Consider the following 17,691-nt stretch of genomic DNA (forward strand, 5'->3'; position numbering starts at 1 on the left):
CCCGTTACTCGCCGATTCGGCGACCACCCACCCAGGTTTGGGCAACATCGACCTGCCACAGCTGCGACGGGTCGATGGCAAACACATCCTGTTCCAGCACGATGAAATCGGCCAGCTTGCCGGGCTCCAGTGAACCCAGAAGATCTTCCTGATGCGCCGCATACGCAGCGTCCAGCGTAAAACTGGTCACGGCCTCACCCAACGTCATGCGCTCTTCGGGGAACCAGCCACCGGGCGGTTCATTCTGGTGGTCCTGTCGCGTGACCGCCGCGTGCAAACCAAAGAACGGGTTGGGCGACTCAACCGGGAAGTCAGAGCCATTGGCTATGATGGCACCCGCCTCCATCAGTTTACGCCAGGCGTAAGCACCCTGAATGCGCACTTCGCCCAGACGGTCCTGGGCCATGTTCTTGTCGCTGGTCGCGTGTGTCGCCTGCATGGACGGAATCACATTGAGTTCGCTGAAACGCAGGATGTCGTCGTAGCGCAAAACCTGGGCGTGTTCGATGCGATGGCGCTGATCACGTGTACCGGTGCGCTGAATCAGCGCCTCATAATTGTCCAGCACAATCATGTTGGCACCGTCGCCAATCGCATGCACATTGACCTGAAAACCGGCCTGCATGGACATTTCCATCAATTGCGTCAGGCGCTCGGGCGAGAGCAGCAACAGGCCCCTGTGCCCGGGCTGGTCCGAGTAATCTTCATTGAGATAGGCGCCGCGGCTGCCCAGCGCGCCATCTGCAGAAATTTTCACGCTGCGCGCCACCAGGGTATTGTCATCACTGATGAAGTGCCCCTCGGCCAATCGATCAGCCAGTTGCCCATCGCCAGCGGCCAGCATGACGTAGACCCGGATCGGCAGAGGCCCTTCCGCCAAAAGTTCTTTGTAGGCTTGCAATGTGGCACTGGAGACACCGGCATCATGCACGCTGGTCAGCCCCTGTTCGGCCAGCTCCAGCATGGCGCGACGCAGTGCCATCTTCTGATCATCTATGCTCAGCGCCGGTATGTTTTGGGTGATATAACGCATGGCAGTATCGACAAAGGTGCCGGTCGGTCGCCCCTCTGAGTCGCGTATAATCATGCCGCCATCCGGATCGGGAGTGCTGGCATCAACGCCGGCGAGTTCCATCGCAGCCTGGTTGGCCCAGCCCGCATGACCATCAACACGGCTGAACCACATTGGGGTATCGGTTTGCGCCTGCGCCAGCGTTTCCGCACTTGGAAATTCATTGCTGTCCCAAAGTACCTGATTCCAGCCCCGCCCCTGTATCCATTCCAGCCCCGGGTTGGCCTGCTGAAACGCGACAACGCGCGCTACCGCTTCCTGCTCCGAACGGGTGCCGGTCATGTCTACCCGCAGCAGACTGAGACCGTAGTTAAGGACATGGCCGTGGGCATCGATCAACCCGGGCAGCAGGGTTTTGCCTTCACCATCAATAACAGTCATGTTGTCATCATCCGGCAACTCTTCGCCGTCAGCGTAGACGCGGTCTATGGTGTCACCGGTAAACTGAATGGCGCTGAAGCGCATGTGCTCCCGGGCGCTGCCGGCACCCTCGCCGTCGAGCATGGTGTATCCGTTGACATTGGTCAGCAGCGTGGTTTGTGCCCACAACGTTGCAGGCAGCAACAGTGACAGGGTAACAGTGACGAACAGACTTGCGCCCATAAGCAGTGGGTGTTGCCGGGTACGAGAGGCAGAAAACATAACAAAGCTTCCGGATAAAAGTTTACGTTGAATCTAGCGGCATCAAGTGTACCGCTAACGCATGGGTTGGTATACGCTTGATTCTGTAAGGTATACTGCTGCCACAACAATGATAATCAAGGATTCTCCCGCCATGCACCTCACGCGTTTTTTGCTTCAACCGGTCCGGATTGCGTTTGCAGCTTTGGGCTGCACTCTGATGTTAACGACAACACTGCAGGCGGCCGAACTGACCCTGGTCAGATTCGGCCCGGCGGGACAGGAAAAACCGGGGCTGATTGATGCCCGCGGGCAGATCCGTGATCTGTCTGCCCATCTGCGCGATCTGACTCCGGACCAGCTTTCTGACGCCAGTCTGGCTCGCATCGCAGCCATCGCGCCAGACAGCCTGCCCGTTGTCAGCGCTGATGTCAGACTGGCAGCTCCGGTCACCGGCGCCAGCAAGATTGTCGCTATCGGCTTTAACTACATAGACCACGCCGCCGAAATGGCGGTGGATGTGCCAGAAGAACCACTCGTCTTCATGAAGGCGATATCAGCACAGAGCAATCCCTTTGACCCTGTCATCTCGCCGCGCGGGGCGACCAAGCTGGATTATGAAGCTGAGCTGGTCGTGGTTATCGGCACCCGGGCGCAGTATGTCGATGTCGCTGACGCGCTGGATTATGTGGCTGGCTATGCTGTCGGCAATGATGTCTCCGAACGTGCATTTCAGCGCGAGCGCGGCGGCCAGTTTGTCAAAGGCAAAAGCGCTGATTCGTTTGCCCCCTTTGGTCCCCGCCTGGTGACCCGCGACTCAATAGCAGACATTCAGAATCTTGCCATCTGGTCCGAAATCAACGGAGAAATGCGTCAACAGGGTAATACCAACCAGATGGTATTCGGCGTTGCGGAAATCGTCAGCTACCTCAGTCAGTTCATGACTTTGATGCCCGGCGATCTGATCTACACAGGCACCCCCGAAGGCGTTGGCGATGGCATGACACCGCCGCAATACCTGCAGCCGGGCGACAGTATACGCATCGGCATCGACGGCTTGGGTGAATTGCGCCAGCACGTGGTCCCGGGCCCGTGACACCTGGCATCAATGTCGCCAGGAAAGCGGGAGTGAACCACCGCATCCATGAGTACAGTCACGATCCCGGGCATGCGTCCTATGGTCTTGAGGCGGCCGAGAAAATGGGCGTGCCGGCATCACAGGTTTTCAAAACGCTGGTCGTGGCGCTGGACACCCAAAACCTGGCGGTGGCCGTGCTGCCGGTGTCCACAATGCTCAATATGAAACAGATTGCACGCGCGGGCGGCGCCAAGAAAGCCATCATGGCGCCGGCCATGGATGTGCAGCGCAGCACCGGCTATGTGCTGGGTGGCGTCAGCCCGCTGGGACAGAAAAAACGACTACCCACCTATATAGATACATCCGCACAGCAGTTTGCCACCATATTTGTCAGCGCTGGTCGCCGGGGCCTGGAAATAGAACTAAGCCCCGACGACCTGTGTGCCCTGACAGGTGGCAAGTTCGCCGGACTGGCGGATGCTGAGTGAAGCCATACCCCAACCTGTCCTGCTGAATCTTACTCGATAGCATCGTAAACCAGTGTTTTGAACTGCTCACGAAAACCGTTACCACTGGCCGGCGATACCTGCGCCATGATGATGGTCACCATGTTCTCATGCGGGTCAATCCAGAATCGGGTACCGGCCGAGCCATCCCACCAGTACTCGCCCTCATTGACGTTATGGTTATACGTGTCCGCGTCCATGACCACCGCCATGCCACCAAGACTCCAGCCAGACCCGAGCCAGTAACCGCGACTGCCGATGGGCAACAAGGCATCAGGCACCGCGTTTTCAGCCATCATGCTCACCACAGCCGGGCTCACCAGTTGTTGGCCATTGACTCGCCCGTTATCCAGAAACAGTTGCGAAAAGCGGAGGAAATCCATGGTAGATGACACCAGACCAACGCCGCTACTGGCCAATGCACGTGGCTCGGTTACCGGTATGGCCTCCATTTCATGCGCTTGCAGCCGGCCGCTGGCATCAGCTCGGTAAACCGTTGCCAGCCGCTCAGCGAGCGACGGATCAACGTAAAAAACCGTATCACTCATGCCCAGCGGGTCGAATATACGCTGCCTGAAAAAGGTCTGTATGTCCTGCCCGGACACAACTTCAATGACCCGGCCCAGAACTTCCGCATGCAAACCATAGCGATAACCTGTGCCCGGATCTTCAAACAACGGCAGAGCAGCAACATTATCAACCACCTGAGCCAGGGACTGGTCGTAGCTGTGCACATTATGGCCCCGATACAATGCACTGTTGCGGCTGCCCAGGCCAGAGGTGTGAGTCAGCAGCATCGCGAGTGTCATATCGCCCTGCCGTGGCCGCGTGGCCGAGACATCGGTTGCATCGGCATCCACCAACACTTGCTGCTCTGCAAATTGTGGCAGGTAGGTTTGCACGCTGTCGTTCACATCCAGCAGGCCCTCATCATGCAGCATCAGGATGCCCAGCGCCGTTACCGGCCGGGTCATGGAATAGGTACGGAACAATGCGTCGAAGGGCATCGCTGCCCCGGCATCTATATCACGCAGACCCAACGCTTCGGCATAAACCAGCTGGCCATCGCGCACGATCGCAGCCACCGCCCCGGCAATATCGCCGGCATCTACGCGGGCCTGCAAAGCCTGCGTTGCCAGCGTCAGTTTTTCCACTGACAGGCCAACCGCACCGGGATCGCCGCGCTCAATCGGCTGCGCCTGGGCACTGATGGCGCTCAGGGTGAAAATCCCGGCAATGGCAAAGGCGTGGATCTTTGGCAAACAAGACAATCTCATCGGTAAGCTCCTGATTGTTGGCGCCGCGTCGGCCAAAGCAAGCTGAATGCAGCAAAAATCTGCACGCGCTCGTTGTGGTCAGGCGGAGTGGCCAACGTTCTGACCATGACGACACCCGTTAATATGGCAATGTGACGCCGGATGTTACCGTGTTCGTCCACAAAGCGGAATCGGATTCCCGGGCAGAGACTGATTCTGTGGACACAGCATCAATTGACATATTAATTCATAATTGGATTGACTCGACAAAAACGCATGGTTTATGCTTCGAGCGATCGATCGCCCAGAATGTAAATACAAAACAAAGTGTTATGAAAAGTAACATACTGATCATTCCGTGCAGATTGGTAACACTTTCCAAGATATTAACTGCTTTTGAAGGTGTGCAAGACCCATTAAGAGCGAGGCAGACGCTGCCACGCTACTTTTGAAGTACGTCTGACCCAATAAGAAAAATCAAAATTGATGAAGAGAGCCACGTCAGGCTCCTGCACGCAGACGAAATAGAGCCGAGCATTACTATTCCGACGCCCAGGGAATCTGTGTGGTTATTTTATGTATGTCTGATTTTCGACAATTGGCAGACACAAATCTAACCGCTGTAATAAAAAGTATTAAGGGGGGGAAACCCGATGAGATTAAAAGAACTATACCGGTGCATCGCTTGCGCGTCACTGGTCGCACCCACGCTGGTTTTTGCACAGCAACAGCCTGAAATCGAAGAGGTTGTCGTCACCGGTTCCTTGATCCGTGGCACACCCGTAGACGCCGCACTGCCGGTGGAAACCTATACCACCGCTGACATGGAGCTGTCCGGCTCACCATCAGCACTGGAATTTGCCAAAGGCCTGAGCATCTCCGGCGCGACATCGGGCGAATCCTACTACTTTGGTGGCGCCGACCTGACTGGTAGCGTCAGCTATAACCTGCGTGGTATCGGTGCGGACAAGACACTGTCCCTGTTTAACGGCCGACGCGTCACGCAAAACACCTCTGTTATTCCATCCATCGCACTGTCACGTATCGAGATCCTGAAAGACGGCGCTGCCGTAACCTACGGTGCGGATGCTACCGGTGGTGTGGTCAACTTCATCAGCCGTGACAACTTCGAAGGCATTGAGGTTCAGGGCGCGTTCAAGGCCGTCGACGGCTCCGACGGTGAGTTCAACGTTGGCATTCTGGGTGGTTTTGGTGGCGACAGCACTGATGTCATCTGGGCTGCACAATGGGAACACCGGTCAGAGATGGACACCACGGAACGTGATTTCTCCAGCCAGCCTTATGGTGTCAACCCGGCATCCTGGTCAGACCTGACCAACCTGGCCGCATACGCTGCCCGTGGCCCGCTGCCCGCAGTGCCCGGCAACACCGCCAACAGCGAATGGGGCCCTGTCTATGGTCTGGCTAATGACTTTACAGACGAATCCTGTAATGCAGTTGGCGGCATCGTTGACGCCAGTCGCGGCTTTTCAGGATGCCGGTACAACTACATCCCGTACTACGACCTGGTGTCTGAAAACGACATCTACCGACTTTTCGGTCAAGTCAAAACCGAAATCAGCGCACAGCATAGCTTCACAGCGCGCGCTGCCTACTCGCAGGTTTCCTCGCCTAACGTGTACGGCTCACCTTCGCAGCCAGTGATTCGCGGTCCTTCGCGTGCGTCCGGCGCGGCTTACCAGCTGTATGTACCGAAAACCAACCCGTACGTAGACGAGTTTGCCCAGCGTTCCGGTTTTGCCAACAACCCGCTGTACGCGGTGACGCAAGGCTTTACACCGATTCTTTACCGCGCCTTCGCTCACGGCGGCCAGGACCTGTTTGCCGAGAATGGCAGTCACAGTACACCGCGTGAAATTGACAACCGCTTCATGCACCTGACCGCCGGTTTCGACGGCGAGCTGGACATTGGCAGCGGCATTTTCTACGACGCGGCACTGACCTATAACCAGTCGCACACCACTGACGACAACCCCGATATCGCCCTGTACCGTGTACAGGAAGCGTTGAATGGTTTTGGTGGCCCGAACTGTAATGCCACTGACCTGAGCACAGACCGCTTCGGTACCCAGAACCCGGCCGCAGCCGGCACCAATGGTTGCATGTGGTACAACCCGTTTGCGTCCAACTTCCAGGGGCAGCCCGTTTATGGCCTGTCCAACCCAAGTTATGTCCCGGGCGCAGAGAACCCCGATGAACTGGTTCGCTGGTTGTATAATGACCGTTACCAGGAAACTGTAAACTGGAACGTCACCGCGGATCTGGTATTCAGTGGCGAAACGCCGATCGAACTGCCCGGCGGTATGGTGTCATGGGGTGCCGGTGCACAGTGGCGTAATACTAAAGAGCGCGAGGTTGTGCCTAACCAGGAGTTCAATGGCAGCCAGCCATGCGCATGGCCGGAACAGGAACCTAACTCGCCGGAAGCACCAAACTTTGATGGTTGTACACCTGACGAGCCAGGTCCCTTCCAGTTCTTTGGCACCAACATTCCTGACGCTACCAAGCAGACACAGGAATCCGTGTTCACGGAATTCAACCTGCCGATTCTGGACTCCTTGTACATGGCAGCTGCCGTGCGTTACGAGCAGTTTTCCGGTGGTCTGGACGCGACAGTGTACAAATTGTCCGGTAAGTGGGATGCCACTGAAAACATAGCCTTCCGCGCTTCCTATGGCACCAACTATCAGGCGCCGGGTGCAGGAATTGTTGCCGGTGAAAACACCAGCGGCACCACCAACTACACCCGTGCCGGTGGCGCATGGCGTGGTTCACAGACCATTACCCGCTCAGACATTGAGCCGGAAGAGGCAACTGTAGCCAGCATCGGTTCCATCTGGCAATCCGAAGGTTTCACGCCGGGCAGTGACTTCCAGTTCATCGTCGACTACTTCGATATCGAAGTTGAGAAGGAGCTGGGGCTGCTGGCCAACGTTAACCTGATTGCGAACTCTGTGTTCAGCATTCCGCCGTCTGGATCGGGCGCTGTACCGAACGACGGCACAGCACTGGCTGACTGCGCACACCCGCTGATCGACCGGGTCACCTTTAACGGTGGCTGTGTACAGGGCGTGACGACTGCGTCTGATTTCTCAGAGATCCGTACCGACTTCGGTAACGGCCCTGGCCAGCAGACCAAAGGTTTTGACATTCAGACCAGCTATGGCATGCCAGCATTTGCCGGCGATCTGGAATTCCGTCTGACCGCAACCAAGGTGCAGGCATTCGATTTCACACCGACACTGCTGGACGGCTTTGAAGTCGCACCATCACGTGATCGCCTGGGCTTCCTGAACTACGAAACCATTGCCAACGCTATTTCCGAATGGCGCGGCAACTTCACCACCAACTACTCACAGGGCGATCACAACTTCCGCCTGTCTGTGCAGTACGTCAGTGGCGTAAAGGACGAGCGTTTCTTTAATGAAGATGGTTCTCGTGTCGGTGATGCAGCGTTGACGCCAGCTGGCTTCCAGCCCGGCACACGTACGCCGTTTGGTCCGAGCACTTATGGTGTTGACGGAGAAGACTGGATCGTTGCTGACTTCCACTACACGGTCAACCTGCCAGCGGAAACCACGCTGACGGCATCCATCGTGAACGTGTTTGACGAAATGCCACCGGCATCACGTCAGGAACTGGGTTACGATCCACGCATCGGCAATCCGCTGGGCCGTACTTTCGAAATAGGCTTGCGCAAGCAGTTCTAATAGAAAGTTAGTGCTCCAAAAAAAAGCCCCGCTCATTTGAGCGGGGCTTTTTTTTGCCTGCAACAACGGTATGAAACTTGCTGTAGTCCTTCTGTCCACGCCTTTTTTGTTCATATCAGTCATTTAGCGCAGTAAAAACGGATTTATCCCGCGCTTTTATGCTCCGGAACAGGGCGACGGCAGCCTGTGTGCGCCAAAAGCAGGCAGCCACAAAACAACGAACTGTTTTGGACAGTAAACTTCTTAAATGAACCGTCATGAGGCACGGACAGCAAAACATGGCTGTTGTGGGACAAACGGCTGATGAAAGCAACACAACACATTTTCAGGGTCAGACGCACTTACAATGTCTGGGTCGGAAATGAAACGCTGGAAGACTATGCACTGCGTTTCACCGCCATCAAGGCGCGACGCTGGAGTATAGAACATGTCGCCAAGACTGCTCTGGGGGCGACCGCTTTCCTGGCACTGGAAGCCATCGCTGCAGCAGTAACGCTCAGTTATGGTACCGCCAATGCCATTGCCGCCATGCTCGCATTGGGCGTAGTCATTTTGCTGACAGGTGTGCCTATTGCCTACAACGCTGCGAAATACGGGCTGGATATTGATCTGCTGACCCGGGGCGCAGGATTCGGTTATCTTGGCTCCACCATTACCTCACTGATCTATGCGTCATTTACTTTTATCTTCTTTGCCATTGAAGGTGCCATACTGGCAGCGGCTCTTTACGCGCTGCTGGGCATTCCGCTTTGGCTGGGCTATATCATCTGTGCCGTCGCGGTGATTCCAATCGTCACCCATGGCATCACCATCATCAGCAAATTTCAGGTCGGCACCCAGACATTCTGGTTGTTCCTGCAGTGCACAGCACTGGCGGTCATCGCCTGGTTTGAATTTTCCCGGGTCAGCGACTGGACCGCATACATGCCCGTGAATACGGACGTGCCCGCCGGCAGCAGCGGGTTCAGCCTGGCACTGTTCGGCTCTTCGGTTGCCATCATGTTTTCTCTCGTTGCCCAGATTGGTGAACAGGTCGACTACCTGCGCTTTATGCCGGAGAAAACCCGCGATAACAGGCGTCGCTGGTGGTTCTGGCTGCTGCTGGCAGGCCCGGGCTGGATATTCATTGGTATCATCAAAATGCTGCTGGGCTCTTTTCTCGCCTATCTGGCGATAACGGCAGGCGACACTCCGGAGCGAGCGGCGGATCCCACCTACATGTATCAGATGGTGTTCAACTACATGACCCAATCACCGACCCTGTCACTGGTACTGGCTGGTCTGATGGTGGTGGTGTCGCAAATGAAAATCAACGTCACCAATGCCTACGCCGGCTCCATTGCCTGGTCCAACTTCTTTTCCCGGCTGACCCACAGTCATCCCGGTCGGGTGGTATGGCTGGTGTTCAACGTCGCGATTGCCCTGCTACTGATGGAGCTGGGTATGTACCGCGCGCTGGAAGCCGTCCTGGGATTGTTTGCCATCGTCACCCTGAGCTGGCTGGGGTCGCTATCCGCAGACCTGCTGATCAATAAACCATTGGGACTCAGTCCGTCCTACGTGGAGTTCAAACGCGCACATCTCTATGACATCAACCCCGTGGGTACCGTTTCTGTCATCATCGCCTCCACTTTCGGCATACTGTGCTATATGGGATTGTTTGGTGACACGCCCAAACACCTGGCGCATTTTATCAGTCTCGGCATCTGCTTTGTGTCGGTACCGGCACTGGCACTGATCACTCGCGGCCGATTTTACCTGGCCCGGCAATCACCACAAATTGACGATTTGCTGCAGATTCAGGACGCTGACAACACACTGGAATGCTGTATCTGTGAAAACCGTTTTGAACGCGATGACATTGCTTACTGTCCGGCCTATCAGGGCGCTATCTGCTCACTGTGTTGCTCGCTGGATTCCCGTTGCATGGATGTGTGCAAACCCGATGGCCGTCTGAGCAATCAACTGGAACTATGGCTGCGTCCGCTTTTGCCTGATGCCATTTTCAGCACGGTCAACCGACGCATGGTGCGGTTCTTTGTCATGTTCACGACCGCCAATACTTTCAGCGCAGCGCTGCTGGCCTTGATCTACTATCAGATGCAACCGGCAACCCCGGGAGAGATCGCACTGCTGCAACAGTCATTGTGGACTCTGTTTTTCATTCTGCTGATCATCTTTGGCGTAGTGTGCTGGCTACACCTGCTGGCCAGCGAAAGCCGGGAAGTAGCGCAACAGGAGTCGGCGCGGCAAACCAGCCGTTTACTGATGGAAATCGAGGCGCACAATCAGACTGATCTGGAGCTGCAAAAAGCCAAGGAGCTGGCCGAGCGCGCCAATGATGCCAAAAGTCGTTATCTGTCAGGCATCAGTCACGAGCTGCGCACACCGTTGCAGGCTATTCTGGGTTACGCGCAACTATTGACGCAGCGCGTCGACATGCCGGAAAAGCACCGCAACGCCATCCAGATTATCAAACGCAGTGGCGAACATCTGGCCGGGTTGATCGAAGGTTTGCTGGACATCTCCAAAATCGAGGCCGGGCGTCTGGAGATATACCGCAACCGGGTAAAATTACCCGATCTGATTGACCAGATGATTCAGATGTTTCGTACCATGGCGCTGGAGAAAGGCATCGAATTCAGCTGCCATATCCACAACAAACTGCCGGAGTACGTCACCACCGACGAAAAACGTCTGCGCCAGATTCTGATCAACCTGCTGTCCAATGCGATTAAATATACGCATGAAGGCAGCGTTGAATTTCATGTGCATTACCGCAGCGAAGTTGCCGAGTTCGCAGTCATTGATACCGGCGTCGGCATCAATGATAAAGACCTGCATCGCATCCTTGATCCTTTTGAGCGGGTCAGGAACATCGACGCTCCGAACGTACCCGGTACCGGCCTGGGCCTCACCATTGTCCGCTTGCTCACCGAAATAATGGGCGGAGAACTCGACATCAACAGCACGCCCGGCGAAGGCAGCTGCTTCAAGGTCTCCCTGATGATGTCGCGCGTCAGTCAACCGGTGGTCGAAACCCCTCCCCAACGCCTGATCAGCGGCTACAGCGGAGTGCGCAAGATAGTCATGGTTGTCGACGACGACCCCATTCATCGTGGTCTGATGGGAGACCTGCTGCACCCACTGGGCCTGACCACGTTTGAGGCGCGAGATGCGCACGACTGCCTGGATGCACTTAAAAACGTAACACCGGATCTGTTTCTGCTGGATGTCAGCATGCCCGGCATCGATGGTCTGACACTGGCAGAAATGCTGCGTGCAAAAGGCTGCCAGCAGCCGATTGTCATGATCTCAGCGGACGCCCATGAACGCCACCGCAGCTCGCAGACACCCAGCGCACATGACGAATATCTGGTCAAGCCGATCAACAACCAGCAACTACTGGAAAGTATTGGCAGCTTGCTGTCGCTGCACTGGATTCGCAGCAGCGAGTCGCCCCAGCCTCAGGTGATGGACCCGGCGGCTGTTTATCATCCAGGACTCATCGAGATTGCGGATCACGTTCTGGTGCGCGAACTGCTCACCTACGCCGATTTGGGATACAAGCGCGGCGTTAACAACAAACTGGCAGAGATGTCCGACAGTGGACTGCTGGACGAGAATACGCTGGCCTACTGCCAGCAACTGGCCAACGCCATGCTATTCACAACACTTGCCAACGCATTCAGGAAGGCCTGACCCATGAACAACGGCACTTTTAATCGGCCTTATCAAACGACACGGAGCGTGACCCACACATGCCGGAAACACAGAGACGTTACGAGAACCCTATGAACAAGAAATCGTATTCCAATGTCATTTTGGTGGTCGACGATTCCCCGGAATCCCTCAGCTTTGTCAACGACACGCTCGAAGAGGCGGGTTACGATGTACTGGTGGCACTGGAAGGCAAACAGGCGCTTACCATCGCCAGACGTATCCGCCCCGACATGATACTGATGGACGCAATCATGCCGCACAAAGACGGGTTCGACACTTGCCGCGAACTTCGCGCCATTCCCGAACTCTCATCAATTCCGGTTATTTTCATGACCGGCCTGACAGACTCCGGCAGCGTGGTGCGCGGACTGGAGGCCGGTGGTGTCGACTACCTGACAAAACCCATCAACCCGGAAGAATTGCTTGCCCGCATGACGGTGCATCTGAGCAATGCCAGACTGACCAGCAGTGCGTACAATGCGCTCGATTCGACCGGACAGCACCTGTTTTCAGTGGACACTCAGGGACATATTCTGTGGGCAACGCCGCAGACGCTGGCGCTGTTCGCCCGCGCGGGGGCAAGCGAGAGCTGGCAGAAGACGGAACTGGCAACGGCGCTGAACGACTGGCTATCGCCGCCATCCCCCAGACAGCGTCAGTCCGAACAGACGCTGGTGCTGACGGTCACCAGTAAGAACGGCCCCCTGACCCAGGAGAAACGACTGACGGTTGCTTTTATTCGACATATCAATGGCGAGGAGAAGTTGCTCAAGCTGTCAGAAGCGAACGAAAGTTCCGGTGAAGAATTACTGCGCGAGAAGCTTGAATTGACCAAACGGGAGTCGGAAGTGCTGACCTGGATCAGTCAGGGTAAAACCAACTGGGAAACCGCTCAGATACTGCAAATGAGCCCGCGCACGGTCAACAAACACCTTGAGCAGATTTTCAAGAAACTGAATGTACAAAATCGGACCGCAGCTGCGCGCATAGCATTGAGCATTCTGGAGCGAGACTGAACCCTGTCCCGCTCCGGAATACACCAATCTATCTGTGTTTCCTGGCCTTGCGCTGACGGACGAAGCGCACTGTCAATAATGCCACCAGAGCGATGGCAAAAACGGCGGTAGCGCCATGCAACATATCGTGCCCCCACAGTCCATCGAGGCCATGCCCCGGGTGAGACCATGCCATAGCTGGCAATGTGGACAAGGCAAAAGTAACCGCCAGCGTCGCCCGGTTTGTTTTCGTGTTTATTATTGCCTTTGTTTTCACTGCACGCTCCTTTCCAATTCGGATGATTCGGTTTCACTGAATGCCGGCCCACTGGCCAGCACGCCATCGGGCAAGCGATCCGGCAACATGCCCTGCTCGATTATGAATGCGATAATTTCCGGCAAACCACTGCCGGACTTGAGGTTACTGAATACAAACGGCCGTTCGCCCCGCATCCGCGCCGCATCCTCACGCATGACGTCCAGCGACGCGCCGACCAGAGGCGCCAGGTCTGTTTTGTTGATGATCAACAGGTCCGAGCGAGTGATACCAGGGCCGCCCTTACGTGGAATTTTGTCACCTGCAGACACATCAATAACGTACAGAGTAAGATCCGACAGCTCCGGACTGAACGTTGCACTCAGGTTGTCGCCGCCGCTCTCGACAAAAATTACTTCCAGTTGACCGTGGCGCTCTATCAACTCATCAATGGCCGCCAGATTCATGGAGGCATCCTCACGGATTGCCGTGTGTGGGCAACCACCGGTTTCAACACCGATGATCCGGTCCGCACTCAGGGCTTCATGGCGGGTCAGGAAATTGGCATCTTCCTTGGTGTATATATCATTGGTCACAACCGCGATATCGTAGTAGTCACGCAGCGTGCTGCACAGGGCACGCAGGAGCGCGGTCTTGCCGGACCCGACGGGTCCGCCTACGCCAATCCTCAGGGTCTGGCCGGATTTATCAGTCGTCATGATGACTTCCTCTTGGCTAACAATCGTTCTAATGAATTTGTGCAGACTGCGACGCTCATGACCGGAACAGCCGCGAGTACTGTGTTTCGTGATGCATACTGGCAAGGCTCAATGCGGGCAGGCTGACGCCGATGTGGTCATCCTGCACGCCTGCCGCAACCGCAATGGCTGCCGGTACCTGCGCCTGCAACGAGTGCATCATGCGCTGTGCCCCGGTCTGCCCCATGGGCAACAGTTTGGTCGCTGCATTGACCTGGTTCTCAATCCATGACCAGCACAGGCCAAGGCTGGCCATCTCCGCTTTAATTTGCCAGTGACGGGCGGCCTGAGCAAATGCGGTAATAAAACTGACAGGACCCTGCATGTCGATAATCGGCACATCAAACTCGGGTAACAGTTTTTGCAACGCCAGGCCGGTGGCCGTGTCTGTCAATTGCAGCTCGCGGGTTTCGCGACTGGCCAGTATTAACGCGTTCCAGTAGCGAACGGCGTCATGATCAGATGCCGCCAGCGCCTGATCAATGCGAAACATGACCGGCAGATCCAGCGCTGCCAGACTGAAGCGCAACTGGGCGCTCAGCCACTGTTCAATGTCAGCATCGGATTTTAGCCACGCGGCTTCAATGGCATATTCCAGTCCGTGGGAAAAGGCGTAGGCACCAACAGGCAACCCGGCACTGCTCAGGTGCAACAGACGCAGCAAGGCATGATCAGTGGTGTTCATGCTTGCCCGCGATGTCCAGCGTTTCAATCAGCCCCGCCTTGGTATTCGTCGGCGCCAGTGGCTGCTGATGGGAATGTGAATGACCGCCATGGCCGGTGTAGGCGCCCTGCTCCGGAACAAACACGTGATGAGCGTGCTGCAGTGTCAGACCCAACAACGTCAACATTTCCTCCAGTACATGATCAGGCAGAATACGCAGCGAACGCGGGCCGACCTGCACCTTCACATGACGATTACCCAGGTGATAACAGGCGCGACTGAACACTTCCCAGTCCTCACAACTGGCAATCACAACCGGCTCAATCGCGCCTTCCACCAGCACCAACCGGCCGCACTGACTGCGCAGATATTCACCCACCAGAAGCGGTGTGCCACGCGCCAGAAACAACCTGACTTCTTCGCCTTCGGTCGAAAACAGCCGCATGCGACCGCGGTCGCGTTGTTCGTGGGTGAGTATGACTCTGACATCGACCGGCGCCTTGCATTGAGTGCCCAGCCGTTCATGCACTTCCAACATGTCTCATTCCTCAGTTCGTTTGCTAGAACAGACTGTAGCGTTGTGCCAAGGGCAGTACGCTCGCCGGCTCACAAGTCAACAGTTCTCCGTTTGCCCTGACTTCATAGGTCTGCGCATCCACTTCAATGACCGGCAACCAATCATTGAGAATCATGTCCTGCTTCCGGATCGTTCGTGTGTTACGACAGGCAACCAGTTTGCGGGCCAGCCCCAGCTTGCCGAGCATGCCTGACTCCAGCGCAATCTGACTGGTAAAAGTCACTGACAGCGCCGCTGCGGCGCCTCCTAAGGAGCCAAACATTGGCCGATAGTGCGAAGGCTGCGGCGTCGGTATGGACGCATTGGGATCACCCATCGGGGCCGCTGCGATCATGCCGGACTTGATGATCAATGACGGCTTGATACCAAAAAAGGCTGGTTTCCAGAGCACCAGGTCAGCCAGCTTGCCCGCTTCAATGGAGCCGACTTCATGCGCGATACCATGCGTAATCGCCGGGTTGATGGTGTATTTTGCAACATATCGGCGAGCGCGAAAATTGTCTGATTCGGCAGTATCTTCTTTTAGAGGGCCACGTTGCACTTTCATCTTGTGTGCGGTCTGCCAGGTGCGCGTAATCACTTCACCGACCCTGCCCATGGCCTGCGAGTCCGAGGCGATCATGCTGAACGCACCCAGGTCATGCAGAATATCTTCGGCGGCGATGGTTTCCTTGCGAATACGCGAATCGGCAAAGGCGACGTCTTCAGGGATCGCCGAATCCAGGTGATGACACACCATCAGCATGTCGAGGTGCTCATCGACGGTGTTCACCGTATAGGGGCGAGTCGGATTGGTTGACGATGGCAACACATTCGCCGCCGAACAGGCCTTGATGATGTCCGGCGCATGGCCACCGCCAGCGCCTTCGGTATGGTATGTATGAATCGCCCGATCCTTGAAAGCCGCCAGCGTGTCATCGACAAATCCTGATTCGTTCAGGGTGTCGGTGTGAATGGCGACCTGCACATCGTAGTAATCGGCAACATTCAGGCAATTATTGATCGACGCCGGCGTGGTACCCCAGTCCTCGTGCAATTTGAGACCACAGGCACCGGCCAGCAACTGTTCAATCAACGGCTCAGGCAAACTGCCGTTACCTTTGCCCAGAAAACCAAAATTCATCGGCATGGCATCGGTTGCCTGCAGCATCTTGCCCATATTCCAGATTCCCGGCGTACAGGTTGTGGCCTTGGTGCCGGTCGCCGGGCCTGTGCCACCGCCCAGCATGGTAGTGATGCCGGACATGGTGGCCTCCTCTACCTGCTGCGGACAAATAAAGTGGATATGAGAGTCAATGCCACCCGCGGTCAGAATTTCACCTTCGCCGGCAATGATCTCGGTACCCGGGCCGATAATGATGTTGACACCATCCTGCACGTCAGGGTTGCCGGCCTTGCCAATGGCGATGATGCGTCCGTGCTTGATACCAACGTCCGCCTTGACCACACCCCAATGATCGAGAATCAGGGCATTGGTGATGACAACATCCATACTCTGGGCGTCGCCACGCTGACTTTGACCCATGCCGTCACGTATTACTTTGCCGCCGCCGAATTTGACCTCGTCACCGTAGCGTGTGTAATCCTTCTCGACCTGAAGCCAGAGATCAGTATCGGCCAGACGCACCCGATCGCCGGTCGTCGGCCCAAACATTTGCGCGTAGGTTGCGCGATCCATACTTGCCACAATAATTCTCCCGCTTGCTGAAATAAGGAATTAATCCAGCGGCCCCATAACATCGCCACGAAACCCAAACACACGACGCTCACCCGCATACGCCACCAGTTCAACCTCACGGCTTTGTCCGGGCTCGAAGCGAACCGCAGTACCTGCAGCTATATTCAAGTGAAATCCCCGCGCCAGTTGACGATCCAGGCGCAAGGCAGGATTGACCTCGGCAAAATGGTAGTGTGAGCCGATTTGCACGGGCCTGTCGCCCGTGTTCTCAACAGAGAGCGTAATAGTTGCTCTGCCTTCATTTAGCTCGATGCGCCCCTCAGCGGTGCGAATTTCGCCTGGTATCAGCTCTGCATTTGGCTTTTCAGTTGTGCTCATAGGTATTTATCTGATTGGTCTCTAATGATTGATCAGCTGCTCTAGTTGATGGGGTCGTGAACCGTCACCAGTTTGGTACCGTCCGGGAAGGTCGCTTCCACCTGAACCTCGGTAATCATGCTGGCAATACCGTCCATGACCTGGTCGGCGGTGAGTATTTCCTTACCATAGCTCATCAGCTCGGCCACCGTTTTGCCATCGCGCGCGCCCTCCATGATTTCCATGGAGATCAGGGCAACAGCCTCCGGGTAATTCAGCTTCAGACCTCTGGCCAGCCTGCGCTCAGCCAGCAATGCAGCGGTAAAAAGCAGCAGTTTGTCTTTTTCTCTGGGTAGTAATTCCATGTTGTTCCGAATCGATCATGTCAGTTGGACGTTGTCATCTTGAGTCATGCATTT

Annotated in this window: 14 protein-coding genes; 5 read left to right on the forward strand and 9 right to left on the reverse strand. The window is 55.9% G+C overall.

Translation table 11 applies throughout. The features are described from left to right. Positions 1-4 precede the first annotated feature (4 nt). Positions 5-1,714 (reverse strand): amidohydrolase, encoded by a 1,710-nt coding sequence (locus ENH71_RS03900; RefSeq protein WP_294133488.1) that lies wholly within the window; start codon positions 1,712-1,714, stop codon positions 5-7. A gap of 229 nt (positions 1,715-1,943) precedes the next feature. Here ENH71_RS03900 and ENH71_RS03905 point away from each other — a divergent pair, with 229 nt between their 5' ends. Both ENH71_RS03905 and ybaK read left to right on the forward strand, forming a co-directional pair. Further along, positions 1,944-2,789 carry a fumarylacetoacetate hydrolase family protein gene (locus ENH71_RS03905; protein WP_294133573.1) on the forward strand — a complete coding sequence of 282 codons (846 nt, stop codon included), beginning with the start codon at positions 1,944-1,946 and terminating at the stop codon, positions 2,787-2,789. After that, a complete protein-coding gene (gene ybaK / locus ENH71_RS03910; RefSeq protein WP_294133491.1) occupies positions 2,786-3,259 on the forward strand; it encodes a Cys-tRNA(Pro) deacylase in 474 nt (157 codons plus the stop codon). The genes ENH71_RS03905 and ybaK overlap by 4 nt, the downstream gene beginning before the upstream one ends. Positions 3,260-3,288: 29 nt before the next feature. Here the strand turns inward: ybaK and ENH71_RS03915 are convergent, their stop codons facing one another. Beyond that, positions 3,289-4,554, reverse strand: a complete 1,266-nt coding sequence (locus ENH71_RS03915; protein ID WP_294133493.1) for a serine hydrolase domain-containing protein — start codon at positions 4,552-4,554, stop codon at positions 3,289-3,291. Positions 4,555-5,186: 632 nt separating this feature from the next. Between ENH71_RS03915 and ENH71_RS03920 the strand changes: the two genes are divergently transcribed. The 3 genes from ENH71_RS03920 to ENH71_RS03930 all read left to right on the forward strand — a co-directional run bounded on the left by ENH71_RS03920 (position 5,187) and on the right by ENH71_RS03930 (position 13,003). Continuing rightward, positions 5,187-8,264 carry a TonB-dependent receptor domain-containing protein gene (locus tag ENH71_RS03920; RefSeq protein ID WP_294133495.1) on the forward strand — a complete coding sequence of 1,026 codons (3,078 nt, stop codon included), beginning with the start codon at positions 5,187-5,189 and terminating at the stop codon, positions 8,262-8,264. A 303-nt stretch (positions 8,265-8,567) separates the two neighbouring features. Beyond that, complete coding sequence (locus ENH71_RS03925; protein WP_294133497.1) at positions 8,568-11,966, forward strand: ATP-binding protein; 3,399 nt, start codon at positions 8,568-8,570, stop codon at positions 11,964-11,966. A 92-nt stretch (positions 11,967-12,058) separates the two neighbouring features. After that, a complete protein-coding gene (locus ENH71_RS03930; protein ID WP_294133500.1) occupies positions 12,059-13,003 on the forward strand; it encodes a response regulator transcription factor in 945 nt (314 codons plus the stop codon). Between the two features lie 28 nt (positions 13,004-13,031). On the opposite strand, the gene ENH71_RS03935 is transcribed toward ENH71_RS03930, so the two are convergent. The 7 genes from ENH71_RS03935 to ENH71_RS03965 form a co-directional block, all read right to left on the reverse strand. Continuing rightward, entirely contained in the window at positions 13,032-13,259 is a 228-nt protein-coding gene (locus tag ENH71_RS03935) for a hypothetical protein (protein ID WP_294133503.1), read from the reverse strand. Further along, positions 13,256-13,957, reverse strand: a complete 702-nt coding sequence (gene ureG, locus ENH71_RS03940; RefSeq protein WP_294133507.1) for an urease accessory protein UreG — start codon at positions 13,955-13,957, stop codon at positions 13,256-13,258. The genes ENH71_RS03935 and ureG overlap by 4 nt, the downstream gene beginning before the upstream one ends. A gap of 55 nt (positions 13,958-14,012) precedes the next feature. Beyond that, the gene (locus tag ENH71_RS03945; protein WP_294133509.1) at positions 14,013-14,681 is read right to left on the reverse strand and encodes an urease accessory protein UreF; all 669 of its coding nucleotides are present in this window, start codon (positions 14,679-14,681) and stop codon (positions 14,013-14,015) included. Further along, positions 14,668-15,198 carry an urease accessory protein UreE gene (locus tag ENH71_RS03950; RefSeq protein WP_294133511.1) on the reverse strand — a complete coding sequence of 177 codons (531 nt, stop codon included), beginning with the start codon at positions 15,196-15,198 and terminating at the stop codon, positions 14,668-14,670. Before ENH71_RS03950 ends, ENH71_RS03945 begins: the two co-directional genes overlap by 14 nt. 22 nt (positions 15,199-15,220) lie before the next feature. Beyond that, positions 15,221-16,915, reverse strand: a complete 1,695-nt coding sequence (ureC, locus tag ENH71_RS03955; protein ID WP_317622383.1) for an urease subunit alpha — start codon at positions 16,913-16,915, stop codon at positions 15,221-15,223. Positions 16,916-16,954: 39 nt separating this feature from the next. Continuing rightward, positions 16,955-17,263 (reverse strand): urease subunit beta, encoded by a 309-nt coding sequence (locus ENH71_RS03960; protein WP_294133578.1) that lies wholly within the window; start codon positions 17,261-17,263, stop codon positions 16,955-16,957. Positions 17,264-17,334: 71 nt separating this feature from the next. Then, the gene (locus ENH71_RS03965) at positions 17,335-17,637 is read right to left on the reverse strand and encodes an urease subunit gamma (protein WP_294133515.1); all 303 of its coding nucleotides are present in this window, start codon (positions 17,635-17,637) and stop codon (positions 17,335-17,337) included. Positions 17,638-17,691: the final 54 nt, after the last annotated feature.

The sequence above is a fragment of the Pseudohongiella sp. genome, from assembly GCF_011050365.1.
Classification (GTDB): Bacteria; Pseudomonadota; Gammaproteobacteria; order Pseudomonadales; family Pseudohongiellaceae; genus Pseudohongiella.

Coding starts and splice junctions, on each gene's coding strand:
- ENH71_RS03900 (WP_294133488.1), bottom strand. CDS start 1,714: ATGTTTTCTGCCTCTCGTACCCGGCAACACCCACTGCTTATGGGCGCA.
- ENH71_RS03915 (WP_294133493.1), bottom strand. CDS start 4,554: ATGAGATTGTCTTGTTTGCCAAAGATCCACGCCTTTGCCATTGCCGGG.
- ENH71_RS03920 (WP_294133495.1), top strand. CDS start 5,187: ATGAGATTAAAAGAACTATACCGGTGCATCGCTTGCGCGTCACTGGTC.
- ENH71_RS03925 (WP_294133497.1), top strand. CDS start 8,568: ATGAAAGCAACACAACACATTTTCAGGGTCAGACGCACTTACAATGTC.
- ENH71_RS03930 (WP_294133500.1), top strand. CDS start 12,059: ATGAACAAGAAATCGTATTCCAATGTCATTTTGGTGGTCGACGATTCC.
- ureG (WP_294133507.1), bottom strand. CDS start 13,957: ATGACGACTGATAAATCCGGCCAGACCCTGAGGATTGGCGTAGGCGGA.
- ENH71_RS03945 (WP_294133509.1), bottom strand. CDS start 14,681: ATGAACACCACTGATCATGCCTTGCTGCGTCTGTTGCACCTGAGCAGT.
- ENH71_RS03950 (WP_294133511.1), bottom strand. CDS start 15,198: ATGTTGGAAGTGCATGAACGGCTGGGCACTCAATGCAAGGCGCCGGTC.
- ureC (WP_317622383.1), bottom strand. CDS start 16,915: ATGGATCGCGCAACCTACGCGCAAATGTTTGGGCCGACGACCGGCGAT.
- ENH71_RS03965 (WP_294133515.1), bottom strand. CDS start 17,637: ATGGAATTACTACCCAGAGAAAAAGACAAACTGCTGCTTTTTACCGCT.